Source organism: Streptomyces decoyicus (assembly GCF_019880305.1).
GTDB classification, from domain to species: Bacteria; Actinomycetota; Actinomycetes; order Streptomycetales; family Streptomycetaceae; genus Streptomyces; species Streptomyces decoyicus.
This window is the reverse complement of the sequence record NZ_CP082301.1, coordinates 5,444,141-5,461,107: the sequence shown is the minus strand read 5'-3', so window position 1 is coordinate 5,461,107 and position 16,967 is coordinate 5,444,141. Positions and strand designations below refer to the sequence as shown.

Here is a 16,967-nt window from a genome sequence, read left to right as displayed (position 1 = left end):
CATCAGTCAGGCAGCAGCAACGGATCAACGACAGGCAGGTGCATCCACCACCATGAGCAACGTTCGTATGCGCAGAGCGCGCGCCACCGTCGTGGCGCTGGCCGCGGGGGCCATGGTCCTCACCGCGTGCAGCAGCGGCGCCACCAAGGGCGCCGGCGACGACGACGCCCGCAAGAACGCCGAGAAGCAGCGCGCCCAGATCACCTACGGTGACGCGGCCGCCTCCAAGGGACCGGCCGAGGCCGTTCCCGGCGCCACCCCGGGCGGCACCATCAAGGTCTACCAGCGTGACACCTACGCGCACCTGGACCCCGCGCAGATCTACGTCTCCGACCAGGGCACCCTCTCGACCCTGCTGTTCCGCAGGCTCACCAACTTCCACCTGGACAACAAGGGCAAGTACACCGTGGTCGGCGACCTCGCCACGGACAGCGGCCAGAAGTCCGACGGCGGCAAGACCTGGACGTACAAGCTCAAGGACGGCATCACGTTCGAGGACGGCAAGCCGATCACCTCGGCCGACATCCGCCACACCATCGAGCGGACGTTCGCGGACTTCATCTCCAGCGGCCCGACGTACGTGCAGCGCTGGCTGGCCGACTCGGCGGACTACCGCAAGCTCCTCAAGGGCGGTCCCTACGAGGGGAAGCACCTGCCCAAGGACGTGCTGGACACGCCGGACGACAAGACCATCGTCTTCCACTTCAAGAAGCCCGTGGGTGACCTGCCCTACGCACTCGCCATGGCGGGCTACGGCGCGGTCGAGAAGAGCAAGGACACCAAGGAGAAGTACGACAAGGCCCCGGTCGCCTCGGGCCCGTACAAGATCCAGCCCGGCTCGTTCAAGAACGGCAAGGGCATCACGCTGGTCAAGAACACCAAGTGGGACCCGAACACCGACATCTCGCGTCACCAGTACGTCGACAAGTTCGACATCCAGTTCAGCGTGGCCTTCACCGACTCCACCCAGCGTCTGATGGCCGACAACGCGGACAACCGGACCGCGGTCAGCTTCAACAACCAGGTCGACGCCGCGAGCATGCAGCAGGTGGCCAACGACCCGAAGATCAAGGCGCGTTCGACCTCCGGCTACCAGCCGTACGTCGGCGTCATGAACTTCAACATGCGGCGCCTGAAGGACAAGAAGATCCGCGAGGCCATCGCCTACGCGCTGCCGACGCAGGCCGTCCTCGACGCCTACGGCACCCCGGGCGGCGGTGAGCTGGCCGGCAGCTACATCAGCCCGACGCTGACCGGCTTCAAGGACATCGACCCCTACGGCAAGCTCAAGAAGCCGCTGGGCGACATCGAGAAGGCCAAGAAGATCCTGAAGGACGCCGGCAAGACCGGTATGAAGCTGACCTACGCGCACAACACGGCGACCGAGCCGTCGAAGTACTCCGTCGCGGTGGTCGACAACCTCAAGAAGGCCGGCTTCGACGTCCAGAGCAAGGAACTGCCCTCGGACACCTACTACGACATCATCGGCAAGACGGACAACAAGTTCGACATCTACCCCTCTGCGTGGGGTGCGGACTGGCCGAGCGCGCTGACGGTGCTCCCCCCGGTGTACGACGGCCGGCAGATCCAGGACGGCGGGACCAACTACTCGCTGTACAACAACCCGGCGACCAACAAGGAAATCGACCGGATCGAGCAGGAGACGGACCAGAAGAAGGCCGCGGACGACTGGTTCGCGCTCGGCGAGAAGATCCTCAAGGAGGACCTGCCGCAGATCCCGACCTTCTACTACAAGCAGATCCAGCTGCACGGTTCCAAGGTCGGCGGCGTCGTGAACAACGACATCATCAGCTCCGTCGACCCGACCAAGATGTACGTCAAGAAGTAACCGCGACCGTTCCGGTTACCCAGGCACCCGGTGTGCCCGCCTCACAGGGCGGGCACACCGTGCCACCTCTTACCCCACACCTCCGCTGCCCCACGAGAGCTGCGATCTGCCATGCTTCGATTCCTCTTCCGCCGGTCTCTCGGCGCGATCGTGATCTTGCTGCTCATCAGCGCGTTCACGTTCTTCCTCTTCTTCGCCGCCCCCCGGGACCCCGCGCTGCTCGCGTGCGGAAGGAACTGTGGCCCCGAGGCACTCGCGATCATCCACAAGAACATGGGGCTCGACCAGCCGATCCTGGTGCAGTACTGGCACTTCATGTCCGGCATCGTCAGCGGCCGTGATTTCGCCCAAGGGCCGTGCCCCGCACCCTGCTTCGGCTACTCCTTCGCCACCGGCGACGCGGTGTGGAACACCATCGTCGACCGCTTCCCGATCACCCTGTCGCTGACCCTCGGCGGTGCGGCGGTCTTCCTGCTCGTCGGCCTGGCCACCGGAATGCTGGCGGCCTGGAAGCAGGGCACGATCATCGACAAGGTCTTCAGTTCGGCCTCGCTGGTGCTCAGCTCGATGCAGATCTACTTCGTCGGCCCGATCGTGCTGGCGTTGCTGGTCTACAACACCAATCTGCTGGGGCAGCCCAAATACGTCCCCATCACCGAAAATCCCGGCGGCTGGTTCATGGGCCTGCTGATCCCGTGGTGTGTGCTCTCGATCATCTTCACGGCGCAGTACACCCGTATGGCGCGCTCGGCGATGATCGAGCAGCTCCAGGAGGAACACGTCCGCACGGCCCGCGCGAAGGGGATGTCGGCCAGGACGGTCTTCTTCCGCTACGCCTGGCGCGGCTCGCTGATCCCCATCGTCACCATCTTCGGCATCGACCTCGGCACCCTCTTCGGCGGAGCCATGATCACCGAGGTGACGTTCGCCCTGCCGGGCCTGGGCACGCTGTCGATGGAATCGGTGCTCAAGACCGACCTGCCCACAGTCATGGGCGTGATGCTCTTCGCAGCCGCCTTCATCGTCCTGTTCAACATCATCGTGGACGCCTGCTACGCGTTCATCGACCCGCGCGTGCGTCTGGCCTAGGAGAACCACCAGTGACCACACTCACCAAACCCGAGGGTGCGCCGGTCCCGACCGGATCTGATGCGTTTCTCTCCGTACGCGACCTGCATGTGCGGTTCTCCACCGAGGACGGCATCGTCAAGGCGGTCGATGGTCTCTCCTTCGATCTGGAACGCGGGCAGACGCTCGGCATCGTCGGCGAATCGGGCTCCGGCAAGTCGGTGACCAACCTCGCCGTCCTGGGGCTGCACGACCCGAAGGCCACCGAGATCGGTGGCGAAATCGTGCTGGACGGCCAGGAGTTGACCGGGGCCAGGGACAGGACCCTGGAGAAGCTCCGTGGCAACAAGATGGCCATGATCTTCCAGGACGCGCTGACCTCCCTGTCGCCGTACTACACGATCGGCCGGCAGATCGCCGAGCCGTTCATCAAGCACACCGGCGCCACCAAGCGCGAGGGCCGGCTGCGCGCCATCGAGATGCTGACCAAGGTCGGTATCCCGCAGCCCGATCTGCGGGTGGACGACTATCCGCACCAGTTCTCCGGCGGTATGCGCCAGCGCGCCATGATCGCCATGGCGCTGGTCTGCAACCCCCAGCTGCTGATCGCCGACGAGCCGACCACCGCCCTGGACGTCACCGTCCAGGCGCAGATCCTCGACCTCCTCAAGGACCTCCAGCAGGAGTTCGGCTCCGCGATCATCCTGATCACCCATGACCTCGGCGTGGTCGCCAACACCGCGGACGACGTGCTGGTGATGTACGCGGGCCGGGCCGTCGAGCGGGGCTCCGTCAAGGAGATCCTCACCCAGCCCCGGCACCCGTACACCTGGGGCCTGCTGAGCTCCATGCCGCGGCTCTCCTCGGACGTCAACGAGGCGCTGCACCCGATTCCCGGCTCCCCGCCGAGCCTGCTCAACCCGCCCTCCGGCTGTGCCTTCCACCCGCGCTGCGGCTTCGCCCAGGAGGTCGGCGGTACCCGCTGCACCGACGAGCGGCCCGCGCTGGAGCTGGGGCGGGCGGCCGCGTGCCACCTGAGCACCGAGCAGAAGCAGACCCTCTTCACCGAGCAGATCAAGCCCCGGCTGGGCTAGGGAGCGACACACCATGGCAGACAACGTCACCCTCCCGGCGCCTCGCGACGCCGCGCCCTCCCCGGGCGAGCCGCTGCTCACCGCCGAGGGCCTCACCAAGCACTTCCCGATCTACGGCGGCTTCCCGTTCAAGCGGAAGGTCGGCGCGGTCCAGGCGGTCGACGGCGTGGACCTGACCGTGCACGCCGGCGAAAGCTTCGGCCTGGTCGGCGAGTCGGGCTGCGGCAAGTCCACCACCGGACGGCTGCTCACCCGGCTCATGGAGCCGACCTCCGGCAAGATCACGTACGCGGGCCGGGACATCACCCACGCCGACCGCAAGGAACTGGCGCCGATCCGGTCCGAGATCCAGATGATCTTCCAGGACCCGTATGCCTCGCTGAACCCGCGGCAGACGGTCGGCACCATCATCGGCGGCCCGATGGAGATCAACGGGATCAACCCGCCCGGCGGCCGGGAGAAGCGGATCCGTGAGCTCCTGGAGACCGTGGGTCTCAACCCGGAGCACTACAACCGTTTCCCGCACGAGTTCTCCGGCGGCCAGCGGCAGCGCATCGGCGTGGCCCGGGCGCTCGCCCTGGAGCCGAAGCTGATCGTCGCCGACGAGCCGGTCTCCGCGCTCGATGTCTCCATCCAGGCGCAGGTCGTCAACCTGCTCCAGAAGCTCCAGCGCGAGCTGGGCATCGCGTTCCTGTTCATCGCCCACGACCTGGCGATCGTGCGGCACTTCAGCGAGCGCGTCGCGGTGATGTACCTCGGCAAGATCGTCGAGGTGGGTACCCGCGACGAGATCTACCACCGGCCGCGCCACCCGTACACCCACGCGCTGCTCTCGGCGGTGCCGGAGGCCAAGCTGGTGGAGAGCGACGAGGAGGACCGCGAGCGCATCCGCCTCGCCGGTGACGTCCCCTCCCCCATCAATCCGCCCTCCGGCTGCCGGTTCCGTACGCGGTGCTGGAAGGCGCAGGACAAGTGCGCGACCGAGGAGCCGCCGCTCGTCCAGATCACCGGGAACAAGACCGGCCACCTCACGGCCTGTCACTTCCCCGAGGAGCCGACGACCGCAGCCCGCGACGAGGACATCATCCTCGACCCGGCGCTGGCGGCGATGGAGGACATCGAGCCGGCCGGCGAGGTCGGCAAGACCGATTAGCGACGGCGCCGCTGCTCGAAGCCGGAGCCCGCTTCCCCTACGGGAGGCGGGCTCCGGCATGTGCTCCTCCGGGGGCCGCGACGGGCTGCCGCCGTACGGCTACTCCCTCGCCACGACCTGCCGCTCCTCCGCGAAGTGACAGGCCGAGGCGTGCCCGGCCGGTCCCGCCTGCTCCCGGAACTCCGCGGGCACTTCCAGCGGCGGCACGACATCCGCGCACAGCTGCTGAGCCTTCCAGCACCGCGTACGGAAGCGGCACCCGGACGGCGGGTGGGCGGGCGAGGGGACATCGCCCGCCAGCAGGATGCGGTCCCGTTGGGTGCGGGCGTCCGGGTCGGGGACGGGCACGGCGGACAGCAGGGCCTGGGTGTACGGATGGGTGGGGTGCTCGTAGATCTGGTCCTCGGTACCGATCTCGGCGAGCCGGCCCAGGTACATCACCGCGACGCGGTCGGAGATATGCCGTACGACGGACAGATCGTGGGCGATGAAGACGTACGACAGGTCGAACTCGTGCTGCAACTGCTCCAGGAGGTTGACCACTTGGGCCTGGACGGAGACGTCCAGGGCGGAGACCGGCTCATCGGCGACGATGATCTCCGGGCGCAGGGCGAGGCCGCGGGCGATGCCGATGCGCTGGCGCTGTCCGCCGGAGAACTGGTGCGGATAGCGGTTGATGTACTCGGGGTTGAGCCCGACCACGTCCAGGAGTTCCCTGACCTTTCTGCGGCGGTCGCCCTTGGGGGCCACCTCGGGGTGGATCTCGTACGGCTCGCCGATGATGTCGCCGACGGTCATCCGGGGGTTCAGGGAGGTGTAGGGGTCCTGGAACACCATCTGGATGTTGCGCCGTACGGCCCTCAGCGCCCGGCCGGAGAGCGTGCTGATGTCCTCGCCCCGGTAGCGGATCCGGCCCGCCGTCGGGCGTTCGAGGCCGACCAGCAGCTTGGCGACCGTGGACTTGCCGCAGCCCGATTCGCCGACGATGCCGAGCGTTTCCCCTTGGTGGAGGTCGAAGGAGACCCCGTCGACGGCCTGGACGGCGCCGACCTGCTTCCTGAGGAGCACACCCCGGGTGAGCGGGAAGTGCTTGACCAGGTCGCGGACCTCCAGGATCGGTTCCGCCGTGCCGGCCGACGCCGCGCCGGCCGCCGGGGGGCCGCTGTCACCGTGCGCCATCGAGGGTCTCCTTCCAGAAGTGGCAGGCGCTGGCCCTGCCGGGTCCGGCCTCGTAGAGCGGCGGAAGGTCGGTGCGGCAGATGTCCTGGGCCAGCGGGCAGCGCGGGTGGAAGGGGCAGCCCGGTGGAATGGCGGTCAGATTGGGCGGCAGGCCCTTGATCGCGTACAGCCGCTGGCCCTTCTGGTCCAGCCGCGGGATGGAGTCCAGCAGGCCGCGGGTGTACGGGTGGGCGGGCGCCTTGTAGAGCTGGTGGACGGGGGCGGTCTCGACGATCCGGCCCGCGTACATCACCGCGATGGTGTCGGCGACATCCGCGACCACCCCGAGGTCATGGGTGATCAGAATCAGGCCCATGGTGAGTTCGCGCTGGAGCTCCGCCAGCAGATCCATCACCTGCGCCTGGACGGTGACGTCCAGGGCCGTGGTCGGCTCGTCCGCGATGATCAGGTCGGGGCCGAGGGAGAGCGCCATCGCGATCATGATGCGCTGGCGCATGCCGCCGGAGAACTGGTGCGGGTAGTCGCTCACCCGCTCCCTGGCCGCGGGAATGCCGACCCGCTCCATCAGCTCCACGGCCTTGCCACGGGCCCCCTTACGGGACATCCCCTCGTGGACCTGGAACATCTCCCCGAGCTGTGCCCCGACGGTGAGGACCGGGTTCAGCGAGGACAGCGCGTCCTGGAAGATCATCGCCATCTTCGCGCCACGGACCCGGCGCCGTTCGTCCTTGCGCAGGGTGAGCAGATCGCGCCCCTGGAAGAGGATCTCGCCGCCGGTGACGAACCCCGGCGGGGAGTCGAGGATGCCCATCACGGCCTGTGCGGTGACGGACTTGCCGGAGCCCGACTCCCCGAGCACCGCCAGCGTCTGGCCCGGCGCCACGCGGTAGCTGACGCCGTTGACGGCCTTCGCCACACCGTCCCGGGTGCGGAACTCGACCCGCAGATCGCGCACGTCCAGCAGGGCCGTGTCCGCGAGCGCCGTGGCGCCGCCCGCGGGCTTTCCGGCCGCGTCCTCGTTCGTCATGGTCCGGCTCCTCAGCGCAACTTGGGGTCGAGGGCGTCGCGCACCGCGTCGCCGAGCATGATGAACGCCAGCACCGTGATGCTCAGCGCACCCGCGGGCCACAGCAGCATGTGCGGTGCGCTGCGGATGTACGTGGAGGCCGTGGAGATGTCGATGCCCCAGGAGACGGTGGGCGGCTTCAGGCCCGCGCCCAGATAGGAGAGCGTCGCCTCCAGCGCGATGTACGTACCGAGCGCGATGGTGGCGACGACGATGACCGGCGCGATCGCGTTCGGTGCGATGTGCCGCAGCAGCATCCGCCCGTTGCCGGCGCCCAGCGCCCGTGCGGCCTGGACGTAGTCGTTCTGCTTGGCGGTGACGACGGAGCCGCGGGCGATACGGGAGATCTGCGGCCAGCCGAGCAGCACGATGAAGCCGACCACCGGCCAGACCGTGGTGCTGGTGACGACGGAGAGGAAGACCAGGCCGCCGAGGATCACCGGGATGCCGAAGAAGATGTCGGCGAGCCGGGAGAGCGAGGTGTCCCACCAGCCCCCGAAGAAGCCGGCCAGCCCGCCCAGCAGGCTGCCGAGCAGCGCCGCGCCGGTCGTGGCGCAGACCCCCACGGTGATGGAGGCACGGGCCCCGTAGACCACGCGGGTGTAGACGTCGCGGCCCTGGGTGTCGAAGCCGAAGGGGTGGCCGGGCTGGGAGCCCTGCTGCGCCTTGGCGAGGTCCGCGCGGTAGGGGTTGCCGGTGGCGATCAGCTGCGGCCAGATCGCGATGATCACCAGGAAGACGATGACCAGCGCGGAGACCACGAAGACGGGGTTGCGGTACAGATCGTGCCAGGCGTCGCTCCACAGGCTGCGGGGCTTGCCGAACAGCTCCCCGCCGGGTGGGCCGCCGCCCGGCGGGGCCGCACCGGGCCGCCGCTCCAGCGACTCCGCCTCCCCGATGGCCAGTGCGGCGGAGCCGCCGTCGCCATGGCCGATGGCTTCCTTCGGGACGTAGGACTCAGGCATAACGGATCCTCGGGTCGAGTACGGCGTACAGCAGGTCGACGAGGAGGTTCGCCAGGAGGAAGACCAGCACCAGGATGGTCACGAATCCCACGACGGTCGGCGAGTTCTGCCGCAGGATGCCCTGGTAGAGCTGGAAGCCGACGCCATGGATGTTGAAGATGCGCTCGGTGACGATCGCGCCGCCCATCAGGGCCCCGATGTCCGTACCGATGAAGGTGACGACCGGGATCAGCGAATTGCGCAGCAGATGGCGGGTGATGACGCGGTGCCGGGGCAGGCCCTTGGCGAGGGCCGTACGGACGTAGTCGGCTCGGGCGTTCTCCGCGATCGAGGTCCGGGTCAGCCGGGTCACATAGGCGAGCGAGACCAGCGCCAGCACCAGCCCCGGCAGCAGGAGTTCGTTCAGGGGCGCCTCCGGGGCGACGGAGGGCGCGGCCCAGCCCCACTGCACCCCGAACACGAACTGGAGCAGATAGCCGCTGACGAACGTCGGGATGGACACCACGACGAGGCTGAGGACCAGCACCGTGGTGTCGATGTCCCGGCCGCGCCGCAGCCCGCTGAACACGCCCAGCACGATGCCCACCACCATCTCGATCACAATGGCGACGATCGTCAGCCGTAGCGTGACGGGAAAGGCACTGGCCATCAGCTCGGTGACCGACTGGCCGTTGAACGCGGTACCGAAATTCCCCTGGAAGATCTGCCCCATGTAATGCAGATACTGCTTCCACAGCGGCTCATCGAGGTAGAGGTCGCGGCGGATCTGCGCGGCGGTGGCGGGGTCGGGCGCCCGGTCGCCGAACATCGCGGCCACGGGGTCGCCCAGCGCATAGACCATGAAGAAGATCAGGAACGTACTGCCGATGAACACCGGGATCATCTGGAGCAGCCGCCGGATCACATAGCGTCCCATGAAGCGCCAACCTCCCTCGCACCGCTGTCAGTTGACCTTGATTTCGTTGTAGACCGGAACGCTGAACGGATTCAGCGACACATGGCTGATCCGGTCCGAATAGCCGCCGCTGCCGTTCTGGTACCACAGCGGAATGGCCGGCATCTGCTGGGCGAGGATCTTCTCCGCGTCCTGGAACTTCGCGACGGCCTGACCGGTGTCCGTTGCCGCATTCGCCTCGTTCACCAGCTTGTCGAAAGGGCGGTTGCTGAACTTGCCGTCGTTGGACGAGGCGTTGGTGTAATAGAGCGGCTGAAGGAAGTTCTGGATCAGCGGATAGTCCATCTGCCAGCCGGCCCGGAACGGCCCGGGCATCCGCTTGGCCGTGATCTTGTTACGGAAGTCGGCGAAGGTCCCGACCGGGTTCCCGACGCAGGCGTTGTCGTCGCCCAGGGACTTGTTGATGCTGTTGCAGGTGGCGTCGATCCAGTCCTTGTGGGACCCCGTGTCGGCGTTGTACGTGAGGGTCATCCTGCCGCCGGGAATCCCGCCGCCCTCCTTGACCAGCTGCTTGGCCCTGGCCGCGTCGAACACACAGGCATCGCCGCACAGCCCCGGCTTGTACCCCCCGTCCGCCCCCAGCACCGGCGAGGTCCAGTCCGTGGCGGGCGTCCGGGTCCGCTGGAAGATCTCCCGGGTGATCTGGTCCCGGTCGATCGCCATCGAGATACCGCGCCGCACCTTCTCCGCGCCCGGACGGTTCCACCTCTTGTCGTACATGGGGAAGGTAAGGGTCTGAATGATCCCGGCCGGCTGATTGATATAGCGGCCCACGAGATCCGACTTCACATGCTTGAGCTGCGCGGCCGGAATGTCGTCGACCAGATCGAGGTTGCCGGCCTGGAGATCGGTATAAGCGGTGTTGTTGTCCGTATAGACCCGCAGATCGATGCCGCCGTTCCGTGCCGGATCGTCACCCGGATACTTCCCCCACTTCCGCATCCGCAGCACGGACCCCTTCTCGTAGGAATCCACGAGATACGGCCCGTTCCCCACGGGCTTTTGGATCCAGGCATCGTGATCCCGGAAGAACGCCTGCGGCAATGGCATGAAGGCCGAGTAGCCCAGCGTGTCCGGCCAGCTGGAGAACTTCTGGTTGAGCTTGACGGTGAAGGTCCTGTCGTCCTTGACCACCAGCCCCGACAGCGTCTTGGCCCGAGGGCTCCCGCCGTCCGGGTGCACCTGCGCAAAACCATCGATGTACTGGAAGAACGCCGCGTTCTTCTGCTTGTTGCTCAGCAGCGCCCCATAATTCCAGGCATCCACAAAAGACTTGGCGGTGACCTTCTCGCCATTACTGAAGGTCCAGCCGGTCTTCAGCGTCACCGTGAAATTCTGCGAATCCGACGTCTCGATCCGGTCCGCAATCACATTCTCCGCCGCGCCCGTCTTCGGGTCGTAGCGCTTGAGCCCCCGGAACAGCATCTCCAGAACCTTGCCGCCCTGGACCTCATTGGTGTTCGCCGGCTCCAGCGGATTCTGCGGATCGCCCCACGAGGAGCTGACCACCCCGGAACGGCCGGCCCCCGCTCCGCCCCCGCATGCCGTGGCCACGAGAGCGACGCCGACGGCGCAGACGCCCCACTTCGCGCGCGTGGCTCTGCGCATGACGCCTCCTCAGGTCCGGGAGCATGCCTGAGGCCTGTCCGGCGGATCAGGGGCAGGCAGGCCCTGCGCCACATAAGATCGCAAAGCGGGACGTACCGCACTCCGGCGGCGACCGCCACTGCTCCGAAAACCTGAGAAACCCCTCGGATGCCCGAGCAGGGGGGCGAGCGGGGGCGAGCGCAGGCCCGTTCGGACGCCCCCCGGCAGGGGCGGCCGAACGGGGCCGCCCGGACCGGGGGGGGCTCCCTATATGTGGTGTACGGACTCCACCGCATACAGCCGGGGATCGAATCCCTCCGCCAACGCGGCGGCCTGCGTCATGTGCTCCTGCGCCGTCGGATCGGCCAGCATCGCCCGGAAGTGCGCCTCGCTCTCCCACTGGGCATAGTTGACGACCCGTTCGCCGTCCGCACTCGCGTGGATGTTCGCCGAGATGAATCCCGGCCGGTCCTTCATCGTCTCCTCGGTGGCCCGGCTCAGCAGCGCCACCAGCTCCGCCTGCCGCTCCGGCAGCACGGTGAACACATTGATGAGTGTGGCGATCTCGCGCCCGGTCTCGATCTTCGTCGTCATTGCCATACCGCCAGTCTCCCGCCGACCACTGACAACAGGCCGCGAAGGGCCCCTGTGCTGCGCCGGCACAGCAAAGGGGCGCCCCTCACACGGAGGGGCGCCCCATCACTTCAGGCCATCATCCCGGCCCGGACGGGCCCGGACGGCCGGACCGCAGCCGGCGTTACCGCTTGGCGCGCGACGCGGTGCGGCCGCGCTCCTTCTGGTCCAGGACGACCTTGCGGATACGGACCGTCTCCGGGGTGACCTCGATGCACTCGTCGTCGCGGCAGAACTCCAGCGACTGCTCCAGGGAGAGCTTGCGCGGCGGGACCACGTTCTCGGTGGTGTCCGCCGAAGCCGCACGCATGTTGGTGAGCTTCTTCTCCTTGGTGATGTTCACGTCCATGTCGTCGGAGCGCGAGTTCTCACCGATGATCATGCCCTCGTACACCTCGGTGCCCGGCTCCGTGAAGATCACGCCGCGCTCCTGGAGGTTGATCATCGCGAACGGCGTGACCGAACCGGCGCGGTCCGCGACCAGCGAACCGTTGTGGCGGGTGCGCAGCTCGCCGAACCACGGCTCGTGGCCCTCGAACAGGGAGTGCGCGATGCCCGTACCGCGGGTCTGGGTCAGGAACTCCGTACGGAAGCCGATCAGGCCGCGCGACGGCACGATCCACTCCATACGGATCCAGCCGGAACCGTGGTTGGTCATGGTCTCCATACGGCCCTTGCGGGTCGCCATCAGCTGCGTGATCGCGCCGAGGTGCTCCTCGGGGGAGTCGATCGTCAGGCGCTCGATCGGCTCGTGCAGCTTGCCGTCGATCTCCTTGGTGACGACCTCGGGCTTGCCGACGGTGAGCTCGAAGCCCTCCCGGCGCATGGTCTCGACCAGGATCGCCAGCGCCAGCTCGCCACGGCCCTGGACCTCCCAGGCGTCGGGACGCTCGGTGTCCAGCACGCGCAGCGAGACGTTACCGATCAGCTCGCGGTCCAGACGGTCCTTGACCTGGCGGGCGGTGACCTTGTGGCCCTTGCCGCCCTTGCCGACCAGCGGCGAGGTGTTCGTGCCGATGGTCATCGAGATGGCCGGCTCGTCGACCGTGATCAGCGGCAGCGCGATCGGGTTCTCCGGGTCGGCCAGCGTCTCGCCGATCATGATGTCGGGGATACCGGCGACGGCGCAGATGTCGCCCGGGCCGGCCTTCTCGGCGGGCTTGCGGGTGAGCGCCTCGGTCATCATCAGCTCGGTGATGCGGACGTTGGACATGGTGCCGTCACGCTTGATCCACGCGACGGTCTGGCCCTTCTTCAGCTCGCCCTGCTCGACTCGGAGCAGCGCGATGCGGCCGAGGAAGTTGTCCGCGTCGAGGTTGGTGACGTGGGCCTGGAGCGGGGCCTCCTCGTCGTACTCCGGCGCCGGGGCGTGCTCCAGCAGCGTGGTGAAGAACGGCTGGAGGTTCTCGCTGTCGGCGGGGACGGTGCCGTCCTCCGGCTTGGTCAGCGAGGCGACGCCGTCACGGGCGCAGGCGTAGACGATCGGGAACTCGATCTGGTCCTCGTCCGCGTCCAGGTCCAGGAAGAGGTCGTAGGTCTCGTTGACGACCTCGTCGATCCGGGAGTCGGGGCGGTCGGTCTTGTTGATGCACAGGATGACCGGCATCCGGGCCGAGAGGGCCTTGCGGAGCACGAAGCGGGTCTGCGGGAGCGGGCCCTCGGAGGCGTCGACCAGAAGGACGACCGCGTCCACCATCGACAGACCGCGCTCGACCTCGCCACCGAAGTCGGCGTGGCCGGGGGTGTCGATGATGTTGATCGTGATCGGGTCCCCGCCGTCCTTGGGGTGATACTTCACCGCCGTGTTCTTGGCGAGGATCGTGATGCCCTTCTCACGCTCCAGGTCGTTGGAGTCCATCATCCGGTCGTCGAGCTTCTCGGCGGCGTGTTCGGCGAAGGCGCCGGCCTGCTTGAGCATGGCGTCGACGAGGGTCGTCTTCCCATGGTCGACGTGGGCGACGATGGCTACGTTACGAATGTCGTGGCGCGTGGGCATACTGGCGGCGCTTCTCCCGGAATCGTGGGTGGCGGCACGTCCATCCGGTACGCGCGCCTGCCGGGCATAACGAAGCCACGGCCTCACCCCATCGTACGGGGCTGCGGCAGCATTGGCCGCCGCAGCCCGTACGCACACCACCTGACCTGCGATTTCTTACCTTTTATCCGGGGAGATGCGGCCCCTACTTCTGGTAGCCGATGTCCTGGAAGCGGGGCGTGCCGAAGCCGAAGGCGCCGACGTTGGCGAGCGTCTTCTTCGTGGCCACCAGCTCGGGCCGCTGGTAGAGCGGAATCGATCCGGCGGCCGCCCAGATCCGGGCGTCGGTCTGCGCCATCAGCGTGCGCGCGGCGCCCTCGTCCAGCTCGGAGGCGGCCTGGTCGAAGAGCTGGTCGATGTGGTCGGTGCCGACCCGGGTGTAGTTCTGCTCGACGGTCAGCGAGCCGTCGGGCGCGGGCTGCGGCTTGGCGTAGATCGGCCGGGCGTCGGTCGCCGGGTAGGCGGTGCCGGGCCAGGAGTACAGCGCCAGGTCGAAGTCGCCGGAGGCGATGTGGTCCTGGAAGTAGCTGGCGTCGGAGACCCGCTGGAGGGAGGTCTGGATGCCGATCTTGCCGAGCATCGTGGCGATCTGCCGCCCGACGGTGCGCAGCTGCTCCGAGCCGGCCCCGTCGGGGAGCACGAAGCGCAGGGTGAGCGGCCTGCCGTTCTTCCTGACGGCGGCGATCCTGGCCTCCTTGTGACCGGCCGGCTGCGGTGCGGCCGCCGCGTCGGCGCGCCGCTCGGCGGCCGCGTGCAGGGCGCCCGGGTGGCCGCCGGACCCCGGCAGATGCGGGGCCTGTCCGGTCTCGATCATTTCGGCGGCGCCGAGCGCCTGTGCCGCGCGCCTCTTGTACCGCTTGTACTTGGCGTACGCCGCGGACTCGGTGTCACCGTCCGCGTCCTCCTTCTCACCGGCGGCCGCCTCCTTGTAGAACGAGGCGCTCTGCCGCAGCAGGGCGGACTGCTGGACCTCGGAGCCCACCGCGCCCGTGAAGGACAGCGGGGCCTCGGCCGCGGCGGGCCGGACGCCTTCCCGGTCGCCCTTGGCGGGCGGGGCGGCGTGGCCGGAGCGGGCCGGGTTGCGGTCGTCGGCACCGGCGTCGTATCCGCCGTCCGACCGGTCGTCGGCGGGCTCGTCCCCGTACCGGTCGTCCGACGGGTCGAAGCCGTCCTCGTCCCCGTCGGCACGTCCCGCGTCCGGTGCCGGTGCGCCCGCTCTCTCGCCGGCCTGCTGACGGTCGGCGCCGTCGCTCTTCCAGCCGGCATCCGCGAGCAGCGCCTTGGCCGCACCGGTGTCCTGGCCGCCGAGCGCATCGCTGTGGTCCTGGTAGCCGTACTGCTCGGCCATCAGCAGATGGCTGCCGAGCGGGCGGGACGGCAGGTCGAGCGGCTTGAGGACGGTGTCCGCGAGCACCTGGCGGTCGATGGCGCGGGCCACCGCGCGGCGCACTCGGTCGTCGGCCAGCGGCCCGCTGCTGCCGTTGAGGGCGAGCTGGGTGTAGGCGGGCTCGAGCGCCTTGCGGATGGTGTAGCCGCGCAGTGCGGCGTTCTCCGCGGCGACGGTCTTGGCGTCCGACCGGGCACCGGCCCGGTTCTTGTCGCCCTGCGGGGCCGCATTGCCGTCGCCGGCCTTCTTGGGGCCGTGGGATGCGGCGCGGCGGGCGGAGGCGACCCGCTTCGCGGCGACCTGGTCGACCGCGGCGACATCGACGCTCCCGTTGGCGAGCGCCGCGGCCCGCTTGTCCCCGGGCAGTGACTCCAGCACGATCTTCTTGAGCTTGGCGGGCTCGCCCCACCACTTCGGGTTGCGTACGAGGACGACCTGGCCCGCCTCGGCGTCCCGCTTCTGGACCAGGAACGGACCGGCACCGACCTTGAGCTGCTCGCGCGCGCCGTCGTTGAAGGCGTCGGCGCTGCCCATCACGCTCCTGGGGTAGAGCGGGGTGAACAGGGACCGCCAGTCGGCATAGGGCCGGGCGAAGGTGACCTTGACCTCGTGGGCGCCCGCACCCTGTTCGACCTTCGCGATCCGGTCGTAGCCGGCGTTGCGGGCGGTCCAGAAGGCGTTGTCCTTACCGCGCAGCGCGGTCCACTGGGCGATGAAGTCGGCAGCGGTGATGGCCGTTCCGTTGCTCCACCGCGCCTTGGGATTGATCTTGTAGGTGACGACCTGCTTGGGGTCGCGGGTGCTGATGTCCGCGGCGTCCAGGTAGTCGGCGTTGCGCTGCGGCCGGCCGCTCGCGTCGATGGTGAACATGCTGGGCAGCACCGCGCCGGTGATCCGCGTGGTGGTCGTGTCGGCGTCGGACTGGAAGGCGTTCATGGTGCCGGGCATCGCGTCGACGGCCCAGCGCAGGGTGCCGCCGTTCTTCAGCTCGCCACGGGGTGCGGGCGCGATGTCCTGGGACGTCGCGACGGACGTGTCCCGGGTGTCGTCGCTGCATCCGGTCAGGGCCGGCAGCGGGAGCAGCACCCCCGCCGCGATGAGCGCGGCACAGCGGCGTCCGCGGCACGCCGTGCGGCGGCCTGAGGGGTGGTCGTGGTCGGTCATGACGGTTACCTCCGGGCTCGCCCGCGCCGCGCCGCGCGCCGCCTGGGGCCTGACCGGCGCACCACGTTCGGCCGACTTTGCGGCTCATCACATCTATGGCCCCCCTACTGAAAGCGACCGCGTCCGGGCCGGCCGCCCGACACGTCGGCCACGGCGCCAAGGCCACCCGCCCGGCCCAACAACAGGCCCCTGGAGTGGGCGGAAACGGCGCTGCGCAGCGGTGCGGGCGACCCCGCGGACCGGCTCTTCCCGTATCGGCGTTCGAACTACGCCGAGGCGCATGGTTGCCGAAACGCACCGGTTCGAGTCGTAATCGCGCCCGACCCCTTCCCAACCCCTACTGTGACGCGCGACACTCTCGGGCGCATGAGATCGCCCACCACACCTTCAAAAGTGAGGGCACGTTATGTCCCTTCAGGACGAATTGACGGCGGTTGAACGCAGCCTGGACGGCCTGGTCCGGTCGGTGGGAAGGCTGGAGACGCAGCTCGACGCCGGTCTGGACATCCGGCGGGTCCGCACTGACGCGGACCATCTGCGCGAGAGCCTCGCGCTGTTGAAGCAGAGCGTGGCGGCCGGCCCGCCCCGCCGTAAGAGCGCCGTCGTGGACGAGATGGTGCCGATCCCCGACGCCCCCTACAACTCGGCGCTGTGGACCGACGCCCAGGACGAGGGGCTCGGCTCCAGGAACGGCCACGCGCCCTAGGGACAACCCCTGGTCGCCCTGGGGGGCTACCCCTGGTGGAGGCCCCTTAAGGAGTGGCCTCGCCCCACTCAGACCCCTACCCCGTTGCCGCCCCGGCGGAAGCATTCCGGCCGGAGCGCCCTTCAC

General features: G+C 68.5%; 13 protein-coding genes. 5 read left to right on the top strand and 8 right to left on the bottom strand.

The window, feature by feature from the left end:
• Positions 1-52 precede the first annotated feature (52 nt).
• From K7C20_RS24165 to K7C20_RS24150, 4 genes are all read left to right on the top strand, one after another.
• A complete protein-coding gene (locus K7C20_RS24165) occupies positions 53-1,849 on the top strand; it encodes an ABC transporter substrate-binding protein (RefSeq protein WP_030085781.1) in 1,797 nt (598 codons plus the stop codon).
• Between the two features lie 111 nt (positions 1,850-1,960).
• Positions 1,961-2,938 carry an ABC transporter permease gene (locus K7C20_RS24160; RefSeq protein ID WP_030085779.1) on the top strand — a complete coding sequence of 326 codons (978 nt, stop codon included), beginning with the start codon at positions 1,961-1,963 and terminating at the stop codon, positions 2,936-2,938.
• Positions 2,939-2,949: 11 nt separating this feature from the next.
• Positions 2,950-4,011, top strand: coding sequence for an ABC transporter ATP-binding protein (locus tag K7C20_RS24155; RefSeq protein ID WP_030085777.1), 1,062 nt, complete (start codon positions 2,950-2,952; stop codon positions 4,009-4,011).
• Positions 4,012-4,024: 13 nt separating this feature from the next.
• Complete coding sequence (locus K7C20_RS24150) at positions 4,025-5,164, top strand: ABC transporter ATP-binding protein (protein ID WP_030085775.1); 1,140 nt, start codon at positions 4,025-4,027, stop codon at positions 5,162-5,164.
• 99 nt (positions 5,165-5,263) lie between these two features.
• On the opposite strand, the gene K7C20_RS24145 is transcribed toward K7C20_RS24150, so the two are convergent.
• The 8 genes from K7C20_RS24145 to K7C20_RS24110 all read right to left on the bottom strand — a co-directional run bounded on the left by K7C20_RS24145 (position 5,264) and on the right by K7C20_RS24110 (position 16,135).
• Positions 5,264-6,343, bottom strand: coding sequence for an ABC transporter ATP-binding protein (locus K7C20_RS24145; RefSeq protein WP_053209123.1), 1,080 nt, complete (start codon positions 6,341-6,343; stop codon positions 5,264-5,266).
• Positions 6,330-7,370: an ABC transporter ATP-binding protein gene (locus tag K7C20_RS24140; protein WP_209443896.1), complete on the bottom strand. Its 1,041-nt coding sequence runs from the start codon at positions 7,368-7,370 to the stop codon at positions 6,330-6,332. The genes K7C20_RS24145 and K7C20_RS24140 overlap by 14 nt, the downstream gene beginning before the upstream one ends.
• A gap of 11 nt (positions 7,371-7,381) precedes the next feature.
• A complete protein-coding gene (locus tag K7C20_RS24135; protein ID WP_030085770.1) occupies positions 7,382-8,374 on the bottom strand; it encodes an ABC transporter permease in 993 nt (330 codons plus the stop codon).
• Positions 8,367-9,290, bottom strand: a complete 924-nt coding sequence (locus tag K7C20_RS24130; protein ID WP_030085768.1) for an ABC transporter permease — start codon at positions 9,288-9,290, stop codon at positions 8,367-8,369. The genes K7C20_RS24135 and K7C20_RS24130 overlap by 8 nt, the downstream gene beginning before the upstream one ends.
• Positions 9,291-9,317: 27 nt before the next feature.
• Positions 9,318-10,937 (bottom strand): peptide ABC transporter substrate-binding protein, encoded by a 1,620-nt coding sequence (locus K7C20_RS24125; protein ID WP_030085766.1) that lies wholly within the window; start codon positions 10,935-10,937, stop codon positions 9,318-9,320.
• A 246-nt stretch (positions 10,938-11,183) separates the two neighbouring features.
• Entirely contained in the window at positions 11,184-11,516 is a 333-nt protein-coding gene (locus tag K7C20_RS24120) for an antibiotic biosynthesis monooxygenase family protein (protein WP_030085764.1), read from the bottom strand.
• Positions 11,517-11,673: 157 nt separating this feature from the next.
• On the bottom strand, positions 11,674-13,545 hold the full coding sequence (gene typA / locus K7C20_RS24115; RefSeq protein ID WP_030085762.1) for a translational GTPase TypA: 1,872 nt from the start codon (positions 13,543-13,545) through the stop codon (positions 11,674-11,676).
• A 184-nt stretch (positions 13,546-13,729) separates the two neighbouring features.
• Entirely contained in the window at positions 13,730-16,135 is a 2,406-nt protein-coding gene (locus tag K7C20_RS24110) for an ABC transporter family substrate-binding protein (protein WP_053209122.1), read from the bottom strand.
• Positions 16,136-16,541: 406 nt separating this feature from the next.
• Between K7C20_RS24110 and K7C20_RS24105 the strand changes: the two genes are divergently transcribed.
• Positions 16,542-16,841 (top strand): hypothetical protein, encoded by a 300-nt coding sequence (locus tag K7C20_RS24105; protein ID WP_030085757.1) that lies wholly within the window; start codon positions 16,542-16,544, stop codon positions 16,839-16,841.
• Positions 16,842-16,967: the final 126 nt, after the last annotated feature.